The 16,020-nt window shown below is 71.1% G+C and carries 15 protein-coding genes; 8 read left to right on the top strand and 7 right to left on the bottom strand.

Annotated elements, in window-relative coordinates:
* Position 1: 1 nt before the first annotated feature.
* Positions 2-643: a class F sortase gene (locus OHB13_RS34850; protein WP_443063008.1), complete on the bottom strand. Its 642-nt coding sequence runs from the start codon at positions 641-643 to the stop codon at positions 2-4.
* A 226-nt stretch (positions 644-869) separates the two neighbouring features.
* Positions 870-1,310, bottom strand: a complete 441-nt coding sequence (locus tag OHB13_RS34845; protein WP_328379816.1) for a hypothetical protein — start codon at positions 1,308-1,310, stop codon at positions 870-872.
* An 885-nt stretch (positions 1,311-2,195) separates the two neighbouring features.
* On the opposite strand from OHB13_RS34845, the gene OHB13_RS34840 reads away from it, so the two are divergent.
* Positions 2,196-3,617, top strand: coding sequence for a virginiamycin B lyase family protein (locus tag OHB13_RS34840; RefSeq protein ID WP_328379815.1), 1,422 nt, complete (start codon positions 2,196-2,198; stop codon positions 3,615-3,617).
* 140 nt (positions 3,618-3,757) lie between these two features.
* Positions 3,758-4,777 carry a hypothetical protein gene (locus OHB13_RS34835; RefSeq protein WP_328379814.1) on the top strand — a complete coding sequence of 340 codons (1,020 nt, stop codon included), beginning with the start codon at positions 3,758-3,760 and terminating at the stop codon, positions 4,775-4,777.
* A gap of 71 nt (positions 4,778-4,848) precedes the next feature.
* On the opposite strand, the gene OHB13_RS34830 is transcribed toward OHB13_RS34835, so the two are convergent.
* A complete protein-coding gene (locus OHB13_RS34830) occupies positions 4,849-5,763 on the bottom strand; it encodes an aldo/keto reductase (RefSeq protein WP_328379813.1) in 915 nt (304 codons plus the stop codon).
* 105 nt (positions 5,764-5,868) lie between these two features.
* Between OHB13_RS34830 and OHB13_RS34825 the strand changes: the two genes are divergently transcribed.
* On the top strand, positions 5,869-6,441 hold the full coding sequence (locus OHB13_RS34825) for a TetR/AcrR family transcriptional regulator (RefSeq protein WP_266861861.1): 573 nt from the start codon (positions 5,869-5,871) through the stop codon (positions 6,439-6,441).
* On the opposite strand, the gene OHB13_RS34820 is transcribed toward OHB13_RS34825, so the two are convergent.
* Together OHB13_RS34820 and OHB13_RS34815 are read right to left on the bottom strand one after the other, a co-directional pair.
* Positions 6,429-7,397, bottom strand: a complete 969-nt coding sequence (locus tag OHB13_RS34820; RefSeq protein ID WP_328379812.1) for a permease prefix domain 1-containing protein — start codon at positions 7,395-7,397, stop codon at positions 6,429-6,431. The two genes, OHB13_RS34825 and OHB13_RS34820, sit on opposite strands and share 13 nt — an antisense overlap.
* Positions 7,394-7,747, bottom strand: coding sequence for a PadR family transcriptional regulator (locus OHB13_RS34815; RefSeq protein WP_328379811.1), 354 nt, complete (start codon positions 7,745-7,747; stop codon positions 7,394-7,396). The genes OHB13_RS34820 and OHB13_RS34815 overlap by 4 nt, the downstream gene beginning before the upstream one ends.
* Before the next feature lie 133 nt (positions 7,748-7,880).
* Between OHB13_RS34815 and OHB13_RS34810 the strand changes: the two genes are divergently transcribed.
* Positions 7,881-8,501: an L-threonylcarbamoyladenylate synthase gene (locus tag OHB13_RS34810; protein WP_328379810.1), complete on the top strand. Its 621-nt coding sequence runs from the start codon at positions 7,881-7,883 to the stop codon at positions 8,499-8,501.
* 46 nt (positions 8,502-8,547) lie between these two features.
* Here the strand turns inward: OHB13_RS34810 and bla are convergent, their stop codons facing one another.
* A complete protein-coding gene (gene bla, locus OHB13_RS34805; RefSeq protein ID WP_328379809.1) occupies positions 8,548-9,468 on the bottom strand; it encodes a class A beta-lactamase in 921 nt (306 codons plus the stop codon).
* A gap of 134 nt (positions 9,469-9,602) precedes the next feature.
* Between bla and OHB13_RS34800 the strand changes: the two genes are divergently transcribed.
* The 4 genes from OHB13_RS34800 (at position 9,603) to OHB13_RS34785 (ending at position 14,513) form a co-directional block, all read left to right on the top strand.
* The gene (locus OHB13_RS34800) at positions 9,603-10,514 is read left to right on the top strand and encodes a LysR family transcriptional regulator (RefSeq protein ID WP_328379808.1); all 912 of its coding nucleotides are present in this window, start codon (positions 9,603-9,605) and stop codon (positions 10,512-10,514) included.
* Positions 10,511-11,425: a serine hydrolase gene (locus OHB13_RS34795; RefSeq protein ID WP_266861869.1), complete on the top strand. Its 915-nt coding sequence runs from the start codon at positions 10,511-10,513 to the stop codon at positions 11,423-11,425. The genes OHB13_RS34800 and OHB13_RS34795 overlap by 4 nt, the downstream gene beginning before the upstream one ends.
* Before the next feature lie 242 nt (positions 11,426-11,667).
* Entirely contained in the window at positions 11,668-13,167 is a 1,500-nt protein-coding gene (locus tag OHB13_RS34790) for an alpha-L-fucosidase (RefSeq protein WP_328379807.1), read from the top strand.
* Positions 13,164-14,513: an SGNH/GDSL hydrolase family protein gene (locus OHB13_RS34785; RefSeq protein ID WP_328379806.1), complete on the top strand. Its 1,350-nt coding sequence runs from the start codon at positions 13,164-13,166 to the stop codon at positions 14,511-14,513. Before OHB13_RS34790 ends, OHB13_RS34785 begins: the two co-directional genes overlap by 4 nt.
* A 217-nt stretch (positions 14,514-14,730) precedes the next feature.
* On the opposite strand, the gene OHB13_RS34780 is transcribed toward OHB13_RS34785, so the two are convergent.
* Positions 14,731-15,939, bottom strand: a complete 1,209-nt coding sequence (locus OHB13_RS34780; protein ID WP_328378665.1) for an IS701 family transposase — start codon at positions 15,937-15,939, stop codon at positions 14,731-14,733.
* Positions 15,940-16,020 lie beyond the last annotated feature (81 nt).

The following is a 16,020-nucleotide window of genomic DNA, read 5'->3' as shown; positions in this document are numbered from 1 at the left end:
CTCAGCCGGTGCCGGTGCCGGTGCCGGTGCCGGTGCCGGTGAGATGGGCGTAGACGACGACGTTGCCGAGGTAGTGCTGGTGCTTCTTGTCGAATCCGCCGCCGCACGTGATGAGGCGCAGTTCCGGCCGCGAAGCCGCGCCGTAGACCTGCTTGTTGGGGAAGGCCTTCGCCGGGTAGGCCTCGATCGCGTCGATGGTGAATACGGCGGTCACCCCGTCGGTCCGTACGACGTGAACGGTGTTTCCCTTCTTGAGCGATCCCAGACCGTAGAAGACAGCCGGGCCATGCCGGTTGTCGACGTGGCCGGCGATGACGGCTGTGCCCGTGGCTCCGGGGCTGGTCCCGTCCTTGTACCAGCCGGCGAGATTGCGGGCGTTGTTTGACGGGGCCGCAAGGCTGCCGTTCGCCTCCAGGCCCAGCGGCATCAGCGGTGCGTCGACCCGCAGCGCGGGAATGCGCACGCGCTCGGGTACGGAGGGCGGCAGCGGCGCGACCGCCGGCGAAACGGAACCGTCCCCGCCGGGTGGGCGGCCTGCGGCGGCGAACCCCTGGGCGGCCCCGGGTTGGGGCGGTGGTCCCGGTGTCCGCAGGCCGTTGCTGATCAGCGCGACCGCCAGACAGACGGCCAGGGTGACCAGCATCGCTACGCCGCCGCGGCGCACCGTGCCGGTGGTCTCCGTGGGTGGGGGGCGGACGCCGGCCGGGACGTATCGGTCCACGTTTTACCTGCCTGATGACGTACGGGCCGGAGCGCGCGGCGCCTCCTGTGCCCCAGGAGTGTGTCCCAGGGCTGTGTCCCAGGGCTGTGTCCCAGGCTGCGCCGGGGCACAGGAGGCGGTGTGGCTGTGTCCGGCGGACGGACCCTGGTCAGCGGTGGCTGTCGCCGCGGCGGCGCAGGAGCAGCGAGCCTGCCGCGACGGCGGCGAGCAGGCCGGCGCCCAGCACGATGTCCGTGCTGTTGACGCCCTGGCTGGTGCTGCCGCTGCCGGTGCGCATGGTGCCCGACGGTATCTTGGCGTCGGGGCAGACACGGGCGGCCTCCGAGGCCAGCGCGTTCGCGTTCGACTGGAGCTTGTCGACGTTGTCCTGCTCGGCCTTGCCCGGGTGGCCGCCGTCGGCGAGCTGGTCCTTGTAGTCCTTGAGCGCGGCCTGGTACTCCGCCTCGGCCTTCTGGGCGTCCGATGTGGCCTTCGAACAGGCTGCGCCGGTCTGCGGAGCGTGCACCACCGCGGCGTGGGCCGAGGGCGCGGTCAGTGCGACGGCCGCGGCGAGAGCGGCCGTACCCAGAAGCGTGTGTATACGACGCATGATCCAACCTTCCGCGAGTACGGATGCGGCACCGGTGCGCCACAGACGATCGGGTCCGTACCCACAGAACCGATCACAGCGCAGCCACCGCCGCGAATCTCGCTGACCACCCATCAGGCGCAACGGCCTCCCGTGGGGACCACACCAGCACCAGGTCGATCGTCGCAGTTCAGAGGGGTGCGCAGAGCCCGGTGAGGACACCGGCAGCAGCCCGGCCGAACGGGTGACCACACGGCCGGCGGGGCATGGACGACGCGGCGACGGGTGCGGGGCCGTCGGCGGTACGAGGGTGGGGACGGCAGCGCCGTGACATACGGGGGTGGGTCTCACACCTCACCGGGACGGGGCTCCCACCGGGGTGGCGGGATACGTGAGGGGTGGTGCCCCCGCCCGGCGGACTCCGCCGCCTGCCGTTGGGGTGCATTGCGGATGGCCGGTGGCGTGGCGCACGAGGGAGCGGAGCGCAGGTTCCTAGGGTCGCCGCCTACGGACCGCGGCCGGCACACGGACTGGCCCGACCACCCCCCGGCCGCTGTCAATTGACGGAACGTCACACAGGTGATGCGTCCTCGCCCTTCCGTGTCTGCGGCGCGAGCGGGGTCGCAGTCCCTGCCGACCGGTACGGCACCGAGCCGACCGTCCAGAACGGATGGGTGTGTCATGAACCGCTCTTCGCTGCCTTCTTCCCCCGACCCCTCATCTGCCCCGCACGACCCCTTCACCGCGCGCAGGCACTTCGACCGGAGCGTGCCCGGTGACCCGCACGCAGGAGAACACTCCACCCGCAACAGACATCGGCCGCGGTGGCGGCCGATGACAGCGACGGCCGGAATCCTGCTGTTGTGCACGGCCGGACTCGGCTCAGCGCATTCGGCGGAGGCTGCTGTGACCGCGGCCCCCGCGCCCGGGAGTGCGCCGCTGTACGTCTCCGACTACACCGCCGGCAAGGTGCTGCGGCTCGCCGCGGACGGCGGTTCGCAGACGGAGGTCCCGGCCACCGGGCTGACCCGCCCGACCGGGATGACTCTCGACGCCGCGGGCAATCTCTACATCGTCGACACGGGCGACAACAGGGTGGTGCGGGTGCCCGCGGACGGCGGACCGCAGACCGATGTCCCGACCACCGACCTGAACCGTCCGATCGGGCTGGCACTCGACCGGGCGGGCGACCTCTTCATCGCCGACAGCTTCAACGACCGGGTGGTCGAGGTACCGGCGGACGGCGGATCCCAGCGGACCGTTCCCACCACCGGGCTGCTCCACCCGAGCGGGCTGGCCCTCGACGCCGCCGACAACCTCTACGTAGCCGACTTCAGCAACGACCGGGTGGTCGAAGTGCCGGCCGACGGGAGCGGGCAGACCACCGTCCCCGCTGTCGGACTCTCCCAGCCGACCGGCCTGGCCTTCGACACCCGCGGGGCTCTCTACATCGCCGACTCGGGCAACGACCGGGTGGTGAAACTGCCGGCCCGGGGCCGCCGGCAGGTGACCGTCCCCACCACCGGTCTGCGCGGCCCGCAGGGGCTGACGCTCGACGGTGCCAGGAATCTGTTCGTCGCCGATTTCGGCAACGACCGTGTGATCGAGGTGCCCGCCGACGGCCGGCGGCAGACCACCGTCCCCTTCACCGGCCTGAGCACCCCGGCCGGCGTAGCGGTACCGCCGTCCCCGGCGCCGCCCACCAACGTCAGGGCTGTCCCCGGCTTCGGGCGGGCCACGGTGTCGTTCGCCGGGAGCGTCTCGCCCTCGGTGAGCCGCTACACCGTGACGGCCATCGACCTCACCCGTTCCTCCCACGGCGTCCGTACCGCGCCGGGCCGGGACACTCGCATCACGGTCACCGGCCTCACCCCTGGTGACACCTACCGGTTCACGGTCACCGCGACCAACGCGGCCGGGGCCACCAGCCGCGCGTCCGCCCGGTCCGAAGCCGTCACCATCCTCCCGGCGGCCCGGCGCATCGCCACCCGGCTCAGGGCCGAGCCCGCCACCGCAGTCCAGCACCTGCGACCGCCGGTCCTCCGGGTCAAGGGGCTCTCGGCCACTCTGACCAGGGCGGACGGCGTACCGGTGACCGGCCGGACCGTCTCGTTCACCAACACCGCCAGGACCCGGAAGCTCTGCTCCGCGGTCACCGACCGCAAGGGCGTGGCGCGATGTGACGCCACGGTCCGGGACCGGACCCGTGGGGCCGGCGGTCTCGCCGCCGACCTGCGCTGCCACGGGTACCTGGCGACGTTCGCCGGAACCGCCGCGTACCGCCCCAGCAAGGACACCGCACCGGTGCGCTTCGAGCACCGTCGCTGACGCCTCTCCCTCCCCTCCCCCGGCACCGCGCCGGGGGAGGAACCGCTCGTCGTCGACGAGCCGACCGCCGGGCGCGGGGACACACTGGCCGGGCCGGATCGAGCAGAACGGTCAACACCGTACGGAGACAGGAGCCAGAGATGCCCCGGACCCCCGACACCGCACACGGTCCGGCGGACGCCGGTCGCCGCTCGGTCCTGCTGAGCGCGGCGGCGCTCGCACTCACCGCCTCCGGATGCTCGGGCCCGGCCACCCGCAGCCCGCAGCTCTCGGCCCCGACCGCCTCGGGATCCGCCCCGGGAAGCGCCACACCGTCGGCTGCCGCACTGCCGCACACGACGCCCTGGCGGCCGAACGCGGCGGACGTGGACCCCCAGGTGAAGCTGCGCGCCGTGCAGCTCATCGAGGCACTGGGCACCTGGCGGCCGGGGGGCGGCCGCGTGGCGAAGGCCCGGGCCAAGGTGACCGCGCTCGGGCTGCACGGCGCGCTCGCGGATCAGGCCGGGCCGTTGCTGTCCGGTGCCGACGAAGCCGTCCTGCAGGTCATCGACGCGCAGTACGGCGGCATCCTGACCAACTCCGCCAGCGTCCTGGTCGTGTGCAGGCAGTGGACCCGCTCAGGCGGCGGGCCGGTGACCGCCGGCGGTACGACGGTGGACGTACGGCTCAGCCGGGCGCAACCGCGCTGGTCGGTCACGGCGCTCCACCCGGCCGCCCCGGGACCGGCCTCGTCCGCGCTGTCCGACACGGCCCGCAAGATCCTCGCCGACCACCGCATCAGCCTGCCACCGGCCTCCGCGGCCGACATCCGCAGCGGCGCCGTCCACCCCACCGCGCTCACGGCACTGCTCCGGCTGGCGGGCAGTTACCGCATCGATGTGAGCGTCGTACGCTCCGGGCATCCACTGGATGTCTTCGGCACCAGCCGGCCCAGCGACCACCCGCTCGGCCGTGCCTTCGACGTATGGCGGATCAACGGCCGGCCCGTGGTCGCCGCGTCGACCCCGCGCTCGCTGATCGAGTCCTTCATGCGCGACGCCGCGGCGGCCGGTTCGTACAACGTCGGCGGCCCCGTCCAGCTCGGGGGCGGCGCCACGGCGAACCAGTTCTTCTCGGACGCCACGCACCACGACCACGTCCACGCCGGCTTCAACAGCTGAGCCGAGCCGACGGGCCGTCACCGGGCCCCGTTTCGGGGCCACTTGAATCCCGCACGACCCGTGTGTGCGTGTCAGTCCAGGGAGTCCGCGAGGCGATCGAGGGCGACGACCGTTTCGGACGGCAGACGCACGCTTCCGGCCGCGATGTTGTCGTCCAGGTGGTCCGGATCGGAGGTCCCCGGGATGAGGAGGGTCTGCGCGTAGTGGGCCAACTGCCAGGCCAGGCCGACCTGGGCGGGCGTCACTCCGAGAGAAGCCGCCGCCTGCACCACGGCGGGGTGCTCGGTCACCTTGGGGACACCGGGAAAGGCGGAGCCGAGCGGGAAGAACGGCACCCACGCGATCCCGTGCTCCCGGCACAGGTCCAGCAGCGGTTCGCTCGACCGGTCGAGGACGCTGTACGCGTTCTGTACGCAGGCGATACCGGCGGGCAACGCCTGGCGCAGTTGCCCGGGGCCGACACTGCTCAGCCCGATCGCGCCGATCTTGCCCTCGTCCCGCAGGGCGGTGAGCTCCGCGAGCTGGCTGTCGAGATCGACAATCTGGTCACCCTCGGCACTCAGCCCGGGAGGCACGTCGAGGCGGCGCAGGTTGACCACGGCCAGCTGTTCGACATCCAGGCCGGTGAGGTTGGCCTCCACCTCGGCGCGCAGTTCCTCGGGCCGCTGGGCAGCAACCAGTCCCGTCCCGTCGTCCCGGGCACCGACTTTGCTCACGATCACCAGGTCGTCGGGAAAGGGATGCAGCGCATCGCGGATCAGCGCGTTGCAGGCTCCGGCGCCGTAGAACTGCGCCGTGTCGAGGTGGTTGACGCCCTTCGTCACGGCGTCGCGCAGCACCGTCATCGCCCTGTCCCGTCCGGCGGCCGACTGGTCGCCGGGCCGCAGGGCGAGCTGCATGGCGCCGAACCCGATCCGGGCGACGCGCCGCCCGCCCAGCGTTGCGGTGCCACCGGGTGCCTGCTGGGATCCGTCTGCTGTCGTCACGTGCGCACTCCTGGCTGTGATGGCCTATTCTCGACCGAGACCAACCGGAGGACCCTCCGGCTCAGGAGCAGACTAACAGGAATACGGAGGATCCTCCGGTTAGCCATGACTGAATCCGACTCGAAGCCTCTGCGCGCGGACGCACACCGCAATCGGCAACATCTGCTGGAGGTCGCGCGCCGCTCGTTCTCGTCCGCCGGGGGCAAGGTGTCACTGGAGGCGATCGCCCGGGAGGCCGGTGTCGGCATCGGTACGCTCTACCGGCACTTCCCCACCCGTGAGGCGCTGGTCGAGGCGGTCTACCGCGCCGAGTTGAGCGGCCTGTGCGGCAGTACGGGTGAGCTGCTCGCCTCCCGGAGTTCAGACCGGGCACTGCGCGACTGGATGGACCGGTTCGCCGACTACGTGGCGACCAAGCGGGAGATGGCCGACGCCCTGCGCGCGGTGATCGCCTCGGGGGCCGTCACCAGCTCGCAGGCGCGCCACGACCTGTCGGCGGCCGTACGCATACTGCTCGACGCCGGGGCGGCCGACGGCACACTCCGGGAAGACGTACGCGCCGAGGACGTGGTCGCCGGCCTGGTCGGTATCTTCCTCGCCTGCGGGCGACCCGAAGAGCGCGACCAGGCCGGGCGGATGCTGGACCTGCTGCTGGACGGTCTGCGCTACGGCCGGTGAGCATCGGCGGGCCTGCGGCCGCGCCAGATGTCGGTGAGCCGGGCGACCACGACCAGAGCGGCGAAGAGGACACCCACCCAGGAGATCCAGCTGCCGTGAGTGGTGAACTCCCCGTTGGTACCGGGGAGTTCGTGGTTCAGCACCCGCGCCTGCCAGAACAGCCAGGCGAGCGGTACGGCTCCGGCGAGCGTGAGCGCCGTGCCGATGACAGCGGTCACCGGGCTCCAGCGGCGCAGCCGTACCTCGACCGTCCGCAGTACGACGGCGAGCACGACGAGGGTCATGAACCAGGGGATCCAACCGCCCCACAGCGCCGGGTTGATGACAGGCACGGCCTTACCCGCACCGTCACTCACCGGGGAGACCCATCTCTGCACCAGAAGCAGCCCGATGACGAGCGCGGCCTTGCCGACCAGCCCGATCAGGTCCCGTCGGACGGTCTCCCGGCGCACCTGGACCGGCGCCAGCCGGTCGGGCGTCCACCCGGTGTCCGCCGCAGTCCCGGACTTGGCTCCCACGGCCCGGTCGACGGCCGCGAACAGGACGGTTACACAGACAAAGAGATAGACCGCCACGTTGACCGTGTCCCCGAGCGGCCGGAACAGCGTCACCCAGACGTTCTCCCCGCGGGCGCGGAAAACGATCGCGAGCACCACGTACACCGCGGGCAGCACCGCCAGAGCCACCCCGCGCAGCGCCTGCCGGTACTCCGGGTACAAGTCGGCGCCGATGAGCGCGACGGGCCGGTGGACGTAACGCGCGGCGAGTCTCGCCGGGTTGCCCAGGTCGCTCAGTGCCGCGAACTCGGCCTCGTCCGGGGCCTGCCCGCGATCGACGCGGGCGTCGATGTCGTCGCCGATCGCGGCGCGCAGCTCCCGCTCGATGTCGCTCCGCTCCTTGTCCGGCACGCGTCGCGCGACGCTGATGACATAGCGGTCGGTCAAGGTGGCGGTCACGGCTTTTCTCCCTTCGTGGTTTCCGGGTCGAGATGTGCCAGGGCCATACCGATCGCCTGCCACTCGTGCTGGAGGGCCTTCGCCAGGAGGACGCCGTCGCCGGTGGTCCGGTAGATCTTCCGGGGCCGGGCCTGACTCGTGTCCCACTCGCTCAGCAGCAGTCCCTGACCCTCCAGCCGACGCAGCAGCGGATACAGCGTGTTGGCCGCCACCGGCACTCCCGCGCGTTCCAGCACATCCAGCAGCCGGTAGCCGTACTCGGGTTCTCGTAGTGCGAGCAGGCTCGCCAGCACCACGGAGCCGCGACGCAACTCCTGCCGGTGCGAGTCGAGCAACTCAGATTCAGTCACGACTGACACGGTACTGTGTGACACACACTATTGTCCATCGACGATGATGGATGACAGACAGCCCAACCATCACAACGAGTGACCCACCAGGGATGGGAAGCCTGCCGGGCCGCCGACCGCGTAGGCTCGACGGATGGCGAAGTATTTTGACGTGCACCCGGACAATCCGCAGCGGCGCACCATCAGCACGGTGGCCGAAAGTCTCCGCGCCGGTGCGCTCGTCGCGTACCCGACGGACTCCTGTTACGCGCTGGGCTGCCAACTGGGCAACCGTGACGGCATCAGCCGGATCCGTTCGATCCGGAACCTCGACGATCGCCACCACTTCACCCTCGTGTGCCAGGACTTCGCCCAGCTGGGGCAGTTCGTACACGTCGACAACGACGTGTTCCGCGCGATCAAGGCAGCGACCCCCGGCAGCTACACGTTCATCCTCCCGGCGACGAAGGAAGTACCGCGTCAGCTGCTGCATCCGAAGAAGAAGACGGTCGGTGTCCGGATTCCCGATCATGTCGTCGCTCAGGCGCTGGTCGCCGAGCTGGGTGAGCCGCTGCTCTCCAGCACCCTGCTGCTGCCCGACGAGGACGAGCCGATGACGCAGGGCTGGGAGATCAAGGAACGGCTCGACCATGTGCTGGACGCCGTGGTCGACTCGGGCGACTGCGGGACCGCGCCGACCACGGTCATCGACTTCTCCGACGGCGAGCCCGAGATCGTACGCCGCGGGGCGGGCGACACCGCGCGGTTCGAGTAGCAACGGCGTTCAGGCGGTCACCAGGACCGCCAACACCGCTCCCCTGTCACACAGTTGGCGTCAGCACCCCCGCCACCAGCGCGGCGGCCCTGGCCACCAGCGCGTCGTCCGCCGGCGCCTTCGGGTCGTGCTTGGTGGAGAGCACCGACAGCACCAGCGGCGGCCGCTTCGGCGGCCATACGACCCCCACGTCGTTGGTGACGCCGTAGTCCCCGGTCCCCGTCTTGTCCGCAAGGATCCAGTCGGCGGGCAGTCCGGCCCTGAAGCGTTCGCCGTCCGTGGTGTTCGCCGTCATCCAGCCGGTCAGCTTCTCGCGGTGACCGGGCGTCAGCACACAGCCGACGACGAGGCGGCCGATGGTGGACCCGATGGCGCCGGGGCTCGTGGTGTCCGTGACCCGCCACGGCTCCGCCGAGTTCAGCTCGGGCTCCCACCGGTCGAGCCGGGTCGTGGTGTCCCCGATGGAACGGCAGAAGCGGGTGACCGCTGTCGGGCCGCCGAGTTCGGCGAGCAGGAGGTTCACCGCGGTGTTGTCGCTCTGACCGAGAGCGGCGGCGCACAGCTCGGCGACGGTCATGCCGTTGGCGATGTTCTCCGGCTTTCCGGTGACCGGGGCGTTGCCCGACTTCTTGACGAGCGCCTCGGTGTACCGGATGCGCTTGGCCAGGAACTCGCCGTCGTGGTCGAGGTCGCGCAGGACGGCCCCGACGGCCGGGGCCTTGGACACCGAGCACACCGGGAAGCGTTCGCGGGCGCGGTACAGCACTGTCGCACCCGTGGCCATGTCACGGGCGAACACACCCAGCCGGGCCGAGTGTTCCTTTTCGAGCGCCTTCAGCCGACCGGAGATGTCGTCACCCGGCGATACGGCGTAGGCCCGGCCTGCGGGCGCCAGGGCGGCCAGGGCCGTACCGGCGCCGAGTGCCAGTACGGTCCGGCGGGACGGAGCGGATTCGGTGATGTGCACGGTGGCCTCGTTCCTTGTCGCGTCGTCAGGGAGATACGGGCCGCCGCGCAGGGGGTACGCGGCGGCCCGGCTCCACACGGCACACAGTCAAGTCGGCCGCCCGGATCCATGTCGAATACACTCTCGGCCTCAGGGTGATTCGAGATGGATATCTGCGCACGTCGGAGGGCACGTTGCTGACCGAACGGCATCTGGAGATCTTTGTCGCGCTCGCGGAGGAGGAACACTTCGGCTCGGCCGCGCTGCGCGTGGGAATCACCCAGCCGCCACTGTCCCAGGGGCTGCGCCGGCTGGAGGCCCTGCTGGGCGTCCGGCTGTTCGACCGCGACCGGGGCGTCACGCTCACCGATGAGGGATCACTGCTGCTGCCGCACGCCCGCCGGGCGCTGATGGCGCTCACGGAACTCCGGGAGGCGGGAGCCCGCGAGCAGGCGGACGGCCGCCGGCTCAGGCTGGGTCTGACGCCCGAGGTACCGGCGAGAGTCGCGGCCGCGGTGGCGGCCGCGCCCGTCCGTGCCGGGGAGCGGAGCCGGATCGCCGTGACGACCGCGCCGACCGTCACGCTGCTGTCCGAGACCGCAGCGGGGCGGCTCGACCTCGCGGTGATCCGGCACCCGGCCGTACTCCACGGCCTGGCGGCGGACCGGGTGGTGCTCTTCCCCAGCTGGATCCTCTCGCCTGCGGACCAGCACGCCGGGGCCAGGGGAACGGCCGGACGCCTGCCCGTCGCCGTGCGCCCGCGGGACGAAGCCCCCGCGGCGCACGACCTGTTCGTCGACACCCTGGCCAGCCGAGGGCGCCGGGTGGAGACCCTGGTGGTGTCCGACGAACGCGCCGGGCTGGCGCTCGTCGCGGCGGGGCAGGCGGTGCTGGTCACGGCCGACGAGACACTGGCCGCCGACGGCGTCGAGCGCGTCAGGGCCACCGATCCGCCCCTGCCCCTGCGCCTGCGGGTCGTGTGGGACGCGCGGCGCCCGGACCGCGAATGGGCGGCGCACACAGCGCAGTTGGTGGTCGAGGCCCTGTCTCTGCAGGCGGCGAAATGAGCGCGTCCCGGCGCGAGAGCGGTGTACAGCGCACGATCCGCGGACTGTTCGCCGACGCGGGGGTCCGCGGCTGGCTGCACGTGGCGGAGCTGCGGCGTCCGGCTGCGTACGTCGCGGTCGATCCCGACGAGGCGGTCCCCGTCGGCTCCGTCTACAAGATGCCGCTGATGGCCGCGTTCTGCCGGCTGGTGGACGCGGGGGCGGTCGACCCCTGCCTGCGGGTGACACTCGAACCGTCGGACCGGATGCCCGGCCCGACCGGCATCTCCGTCCTGCGGGACACGGTGTCCATGTCACTGCGGGACCTGGTCGCCCTGATGATGACCATCTCCGACAACACCGCAGCCGACGCGGTGCTGCACCGGGTCGGGACCGCGGCGGTCGACGAGCTGTGCCGGGACCTCGGCATGGAGGACACCACCGTGCACGGCGGGGTGGCCACCACGTTCGCGCAGCTGGTGACGGAGACCGGGGCCGGTTCGCTGCGCGACGCGATGGAGCGGATCTCGGACAACGACACAACGGTGCCGCCGGTCGTCTACGACCCCCTGTCCAAGGCATCCGCCACACCCGCGGACATGGCCCTGCTGCTGCGGGCCATCTGGACCGGCCGGGCGGCCTCCGCCGAGAGCTGTGCGTTCATGCGCGACGTCATGGGAAAGCAGCCGTGGACGCACCGGCTCGCTTCCGGATTCCCCTACGACGACGTGACCGTGTCGGGCAAGACCGGGACGTTCGGGTCGATGCGCCACGAAGCCGGAGTGGTCGAACTCGCCGACGGCAGCGCTTACACCGCCGTGGTGTTCACCCAGGCGGCCCGCGCCGACAGCACACTGCCGCGGGCCGACGCGGTCATCGGCGCGGCCGCCCGTACCGCGGTGGAGGAGCTGCGCGGTAACGAGGGCCTGTGACGGCCGCGGTACGACACTGATCTCCCGGCCCGATGTATCCGCCCCCTGAAGGGCGAGAAGCGCAACTTCGGGCGTCGCAAGGCGTGTTGACATCCGATGTTTTTCCGCGCAGGGGGTTCCGCTCCCGCGGATGCACCTGCACTATGCCGGAAGCGGTTCAGAGACAGGAACGCCTGTCACACACGTGACCGCACAGCCTTCTGACGCCTGCCCGGGGATCGGCCCCGAAGTGAGGATGACGGATGAGCAACAGGCAGTCATTACCCCGCAGAACGCTCCTCGCCGGCGCTGTCGGCGCCGGGGCGGCGGCCGCGCTGGGCGGCCGGGCAACCGCCGCCGCGCTCCGGATGTCCGGTGCGGCGGAGGGCCGCTGCCCGGGCCCCTACGAACCCACACCCGGGTCGCTCTCCCAGCACCCCACCGCACGCTGGTTCTCGGACGGCAAGTTCGGCATCTTCATCCACTGGGGTGTGTACGCGGTGCCCCACTGGGGCGACGACGCGTGGAGCAGCGAGTGGTACCTGTACGGCTTCAACGCCTTCGAGAAGGGCACGCTCCACGACCACCACCGCGCCACCTACGGGGCGGACTTCCCGTACGACGCGTTCATCCCGCGCTTCCGTGCCGAACGGTTCGACCCGCACGACTGGGTACGGCTCTTCGAGCGGGCCGGCGCACGCTACTTCGTGCTGACCTCCAAGCACCACGACGGCTTCCAGCTCTTCCCCAACAGGGCGTCGAACCGCAACTCGGCCGCCATGGGACCCAAGCGCGACCTGGTGGGCGAGCTCTTCGGGGCCGCCCGGCACACACAGCTCAAACGCGGTCTCTACTACTCGCTCGGCGAGTTCTACAACCCGGCGCTCGGCACGCCGCCGCTCAATCCGTACACCCGCGAGCCCGTGCCGTACACCGGGTACAAGCCGGTCCGTGACTACGTCGCGGAGTACGAGCACGTCCATCTGCGCACCCTCATCGACCGCTACGACCCGGACGTCCTGTGGGGCGACGGCCAGGGCACGCACAACTTCGACGGCGGCGCGGGACATATCTTCCGGCCCCCGGAGTGGGACTGGCGCAGCGACGAGATCATGGCCGACTTCTACAACCACGCGGTGAACCGGGCGCGTCCCAAGGACGTCATCATGAACGACCGCTTCATCGCCTCGCACGCCGACTACCTGACGGTCGAGGGCGACAAGTCGTACACGCTGCAGGCCGCCCCCTGGGAAGCCTGCGTGACGATGAGCAGGTCCTGGGGGTACATGGACCCCACTTCGAAGATCAAGACCAAGGAGAAGCTGGTCCAGCTTCTCGTGGACATCGTCGCCAAGAACGGCACTCTGCTGCTCAACATCGGTCCACGGGCCGACGGCACCATCGCCGACTGGCAGCGCGAACGCCTGCTGGCGATCGGTGCCTGGCTGGACGTCAACGGTGAGGCCGTCTACGGATCCACACCGTGGTCCCGCGCGGACGACGGCGAGCTGCGTTACACGGTCGGCTCCGACGGCGCGTTCCACATCGTGCCGCTGAGCTGGCCGGGCACCCGGCTCACGGTGCCGGCCGACCTTCCGGTGGCCGATGGCTCGGTGATCCGGCTGCTCGGTCACCGCGGCGGCCCCCTCGCCTGGCGGCGTACGGCCGGCGCCATCGAGATCGACCTGCCCGCGTCCGGACCGCCGGGAGCCGGGCCGGGCTATCCGGTCGTACTCAAGGTGCAGCGGGAGGGGACCCGATGACGAGGACGGCTCTGATACTGCGGTTGGGGAGACTCCGCCTCAGGCGCTCCGCGGCTGCTGTCGCCGCGTTGCTGCTGATGGGGGTGGCGGTGGACGCGCGGGCAGCGGACGTGAGTTCACCCGGCCGCCCCGTACGGTCGGCGGCCGATGCGACGACCGTGCCGGCGCGGTCCGTACTCCCCGACACGCACCCGGCGCCGTGGGTGGGGGCCTGGACGACGGCCCTGACACCGCCCGGCAGCAGCGGGCAGTCGGCGGAGGGTTTCACCGACCGGACCCTGCGGATGGTCGTCCATCTGTCCGCAGGCGGCGATCAGTTCCGGCTGCGGTTCTCCAACGCGTACGGTGAACGCCCCCTGGACGTCGGTCCGGTGACGGTCGCGCGGCGCGCGAAGGACGCGGCGGTCGTGCCCGGAACCCTGCGCCGTGCCACCTTCCTCCATGAGCCGTCCACCACGGTGCCCGTGGGGGCGGAAGCGGTCACGGATCCGGTCCGGCTGTCCGTACGGGCGGATACGGACCTGGTGGTCAGCTTCCGGCTGCCGACCACCACGGGTCCCACGACATGGCATCCGTGGGCGAGTCAGACCAGCTACATCTCGACCTCCGGCGACCACACGGCGGACGCGAGCGGGGCCGCCTTCCCGGAACGGACCACGTCGTGGTTCTTCCTGCGGGCGGTGGATGTCGCGGGAGCCCGGGCGGCAGGGACGGTCGTCGCCTTCGGGGACTCGATCACCGAGGGCGGGGCGACGACCACCGACACGAACCAGCGCTGGCCTGACGTACTCGCCCGGCGGCTGGCCCAACTGCCGCCGTCCCGGCGCCTTTCGGTGGTCAATGCCGGGATCGGCGGCAACCGGCTGCTGACCGACGCGGGACCGACCGGCGCGGGCGCCAACAACCTGGGGCGCAGCGCCGAGTCCCGCTTCGACCGGGACGCCCTCACCCTCCCGGCGGTGCGCGATGTGATCGTCTCGCTGGGCAATAACGACCTCGGCAGCAACGCCGGTGTGCACCCCGGCGAGCCGCTGACCGCATCGCAGCTCATCGCGGGGTTCGGCCGGCTGGCCGCTCGGGCCCGGGCCGCGGGCGCGCGGGTGCATCTGGCCACGATCACGCCCAACGGCAAGCTCGACGCGCGTGCGGAGAAGATCCGCACCGAGGTCAACCAGTGGATCCGGAGCGGCGACGCCGACGGGTCCGTCATCGACTTCGACGCCGCCGTACGCGATCCGGCCGACCCGCACCGCCTGCTGCCGGCCTACAACAGCGGCGACACGGTGCACCCCAACGATGCCGGGCTCCGCGCGATGGCGGAGTGCGTGCGGCTGTCCACGCTGTGAGAGCAGCCCACTGACCTGAACTGACCTGATCCCGCTCTGACAGGTATCGGCGCCCGGCTACCGGCCGGGCGCCGATATCGCAGTGCCGGACAGCCCCTAGTAGGGCTTTGTTAGGTGGTGTCGTAGGTCTGCCATGGGGTGGGTTGTCGGCAGGTGGGGCAGGTTCCGGTCCAGGTGGCTAACAGGTGTTGGAGGAGTGCCAGGGCCTGGTAGAGGGTCAGGCCCTGGCAGGGGCTTTTGGGGAGGACCGCTGTTCGGTCAGGAAGAGGTGGGCGGCGGTGACGAGGGTGACGTGGCGGTGCCAGCCGGTGAATGAGCGGCCCTCGAAATGGTCGAGTCCGAGCGTCGTTTTCAGCTCGCGGTAGTCGTGTTCGATGTGCCACCGTAGTTTCGCGAGGCGGACGAGGTCCCGGGCCGGAATGTCGGCCGGAAGGTTGGAAATCCAGTACTTGACCGGCTCGTTCTCCCCTTCGGGCCACTGCGCGATCAACCACCGAAGAGCGATGGCACCGTCCGGGGCGGGTTTCGGGCGGCGGCCGGCTAGGCGGACGCGCAGGAACACGAAGCGGGCGGACATGGCTGCTTTGGAGCCCTTGCGCCAGGTGACCGTGACCGCTCGTGCACGTCCGGCGGCCAGGACGTGTTCGCGCAGGCTGATGGGCCGGGTCCGGTAGCGGGGCAGCGGACGCGGTCCGAGCCCGCCGTAGGGCGGCTGGTGTGGCACGGCCGATTCGGTATGGGCGGTCATCTCGCCCTTGACCTGCAGGGCGTAGGCGAGGCCGCGGTCCTCCAGGCCGTGGCGGAAGTCGGCGTTCGCTCCGTAGCCGGCGTCCGCGACCAGCACCGCGGGCCGCAACCCCAAGGCCGCCAGTTCGTCGAGCATGTCCAGCGCGAGCCGCCACTTCGGCCGGTGCTGTTGCTCATCAGGAATGCGGCAGCGGGCCCGACGGCCGGCAGCTTCGGCCCCGTCCCAGCTGCCGGGCAGGAACAGACGCCAGGACAGTGGGCACGACGCGGTGTCGGACGCGGCGTGGACGCTGACCCCGATCTGGCAGTTCCCGACCTTGCCCAGGGTGCCGGAGTACTGCCTGGCTACCCCGGGCGAGGACGTCCCGTCCTTCGGGAACCCGGTGTCGTCCACCACCCACACCTGCGGACGCACCACCGCCACCGCCCGGCGGGCCAATCCGGCACGAACCGTGTCCACCGGCCAGGTCGACGACGTCATGAACTGCTGCAACTGCTGATGGTCCACCCCGAGTCGCCCGGCCATCGGCTGCATCGACTTCCGACGCCCGTCCAGCAACAGACCCCGCAGATACAGCCCGCCCTTCACCCGCTGATCAGCACGCGCCAAAGGCGCGAACACCTCCCCAGCGAACTCCTCCAACCGGCCCCGGCACGCTGCGAGTTCATTCGCCCTCATACCAGCAGGAAACCACCAACGCGCCCACTTGCCTAGAGACGTAACAAAGCCCTACTAGGCAGTGTCTTCAAATGATCACCG

It is taken from the genome of Streptomyces sp. NBC_00440 (genome assembly GCF_036014215.1).
Classification (GTDB): Bacteria; Actinomycetota; Actinomycetes; order Streptomycetales; family Streptomycetaceae; genus Streptomyces.
The sequence above is the reverse complement of the archived record's forward strand: the minus strand, read 5'-3'. Positions and strand labels throughout refer to the sequence as shown.

Coding starts and splice junctions, on each gene's coding strand:
- OHB13_RS34790 (WP_328379807.1), top strand. CDS start 11,668: ATGAGCAACAGGCAGTCATTACCCCGCAGAACGCTCCTCGCCGGCGCT.
- OHB13_RS34810 (WP_328379810.1), top strand. CDS start 7,881: ATGGCGAAGTATTTTGACGTGCACCCGGACAATCCGCAGCGGCGCACC.
- OHB13_RS34795 (WP_266861869.1), top strand. CDS start 10,511: ATGAGCGCGTCCCGGCGCGAGAGCGGTGTACAGCGCACGATCCGCGGA.
- OHB13_RS34785 (WP_328379806.1), top strand. CDS start 13,164: ATGACGAGGACGGCTCTGATACTGCGGTTGGGGAGACTCCGCCTCAGG.
- OHB13_RS34845 (WP_328379816.1), bottom strand. CDS start 1,310: ATGCGTCGTATACACACGCTTCTGGGTACGGCCGCTCTCGCCGCGGCC.
- OHB13_RS34850 (WP_443063008.1), bottom strand. CDS start 643: ATGCTGGTCACCCTGGCCGTCTGTCTGGCGGTCGCGCTGATCAGCAAC.
- OHB13_RS34780 (WP_328378665.1), bottom strand. CDS start 15,939: ATGAGGGCGAATGAACTCGCAGCGTGCCGGGGCCGGTTGGAGGAGTTC.
- OHB13_RS34835 (WP_328379814.1), top strand. CDS start 3,758: ATGCCCCGGACCCCCGACACCGCACACGGTCCGGCGGACGCCGGTCGC.
- OHB13_RS34825 (WP_266861861.1), top strand. CDS start 5,869: ATGACTGAATCCGACTCGAAGCCTCTGCGCGCGGACGCACACCGCAAT.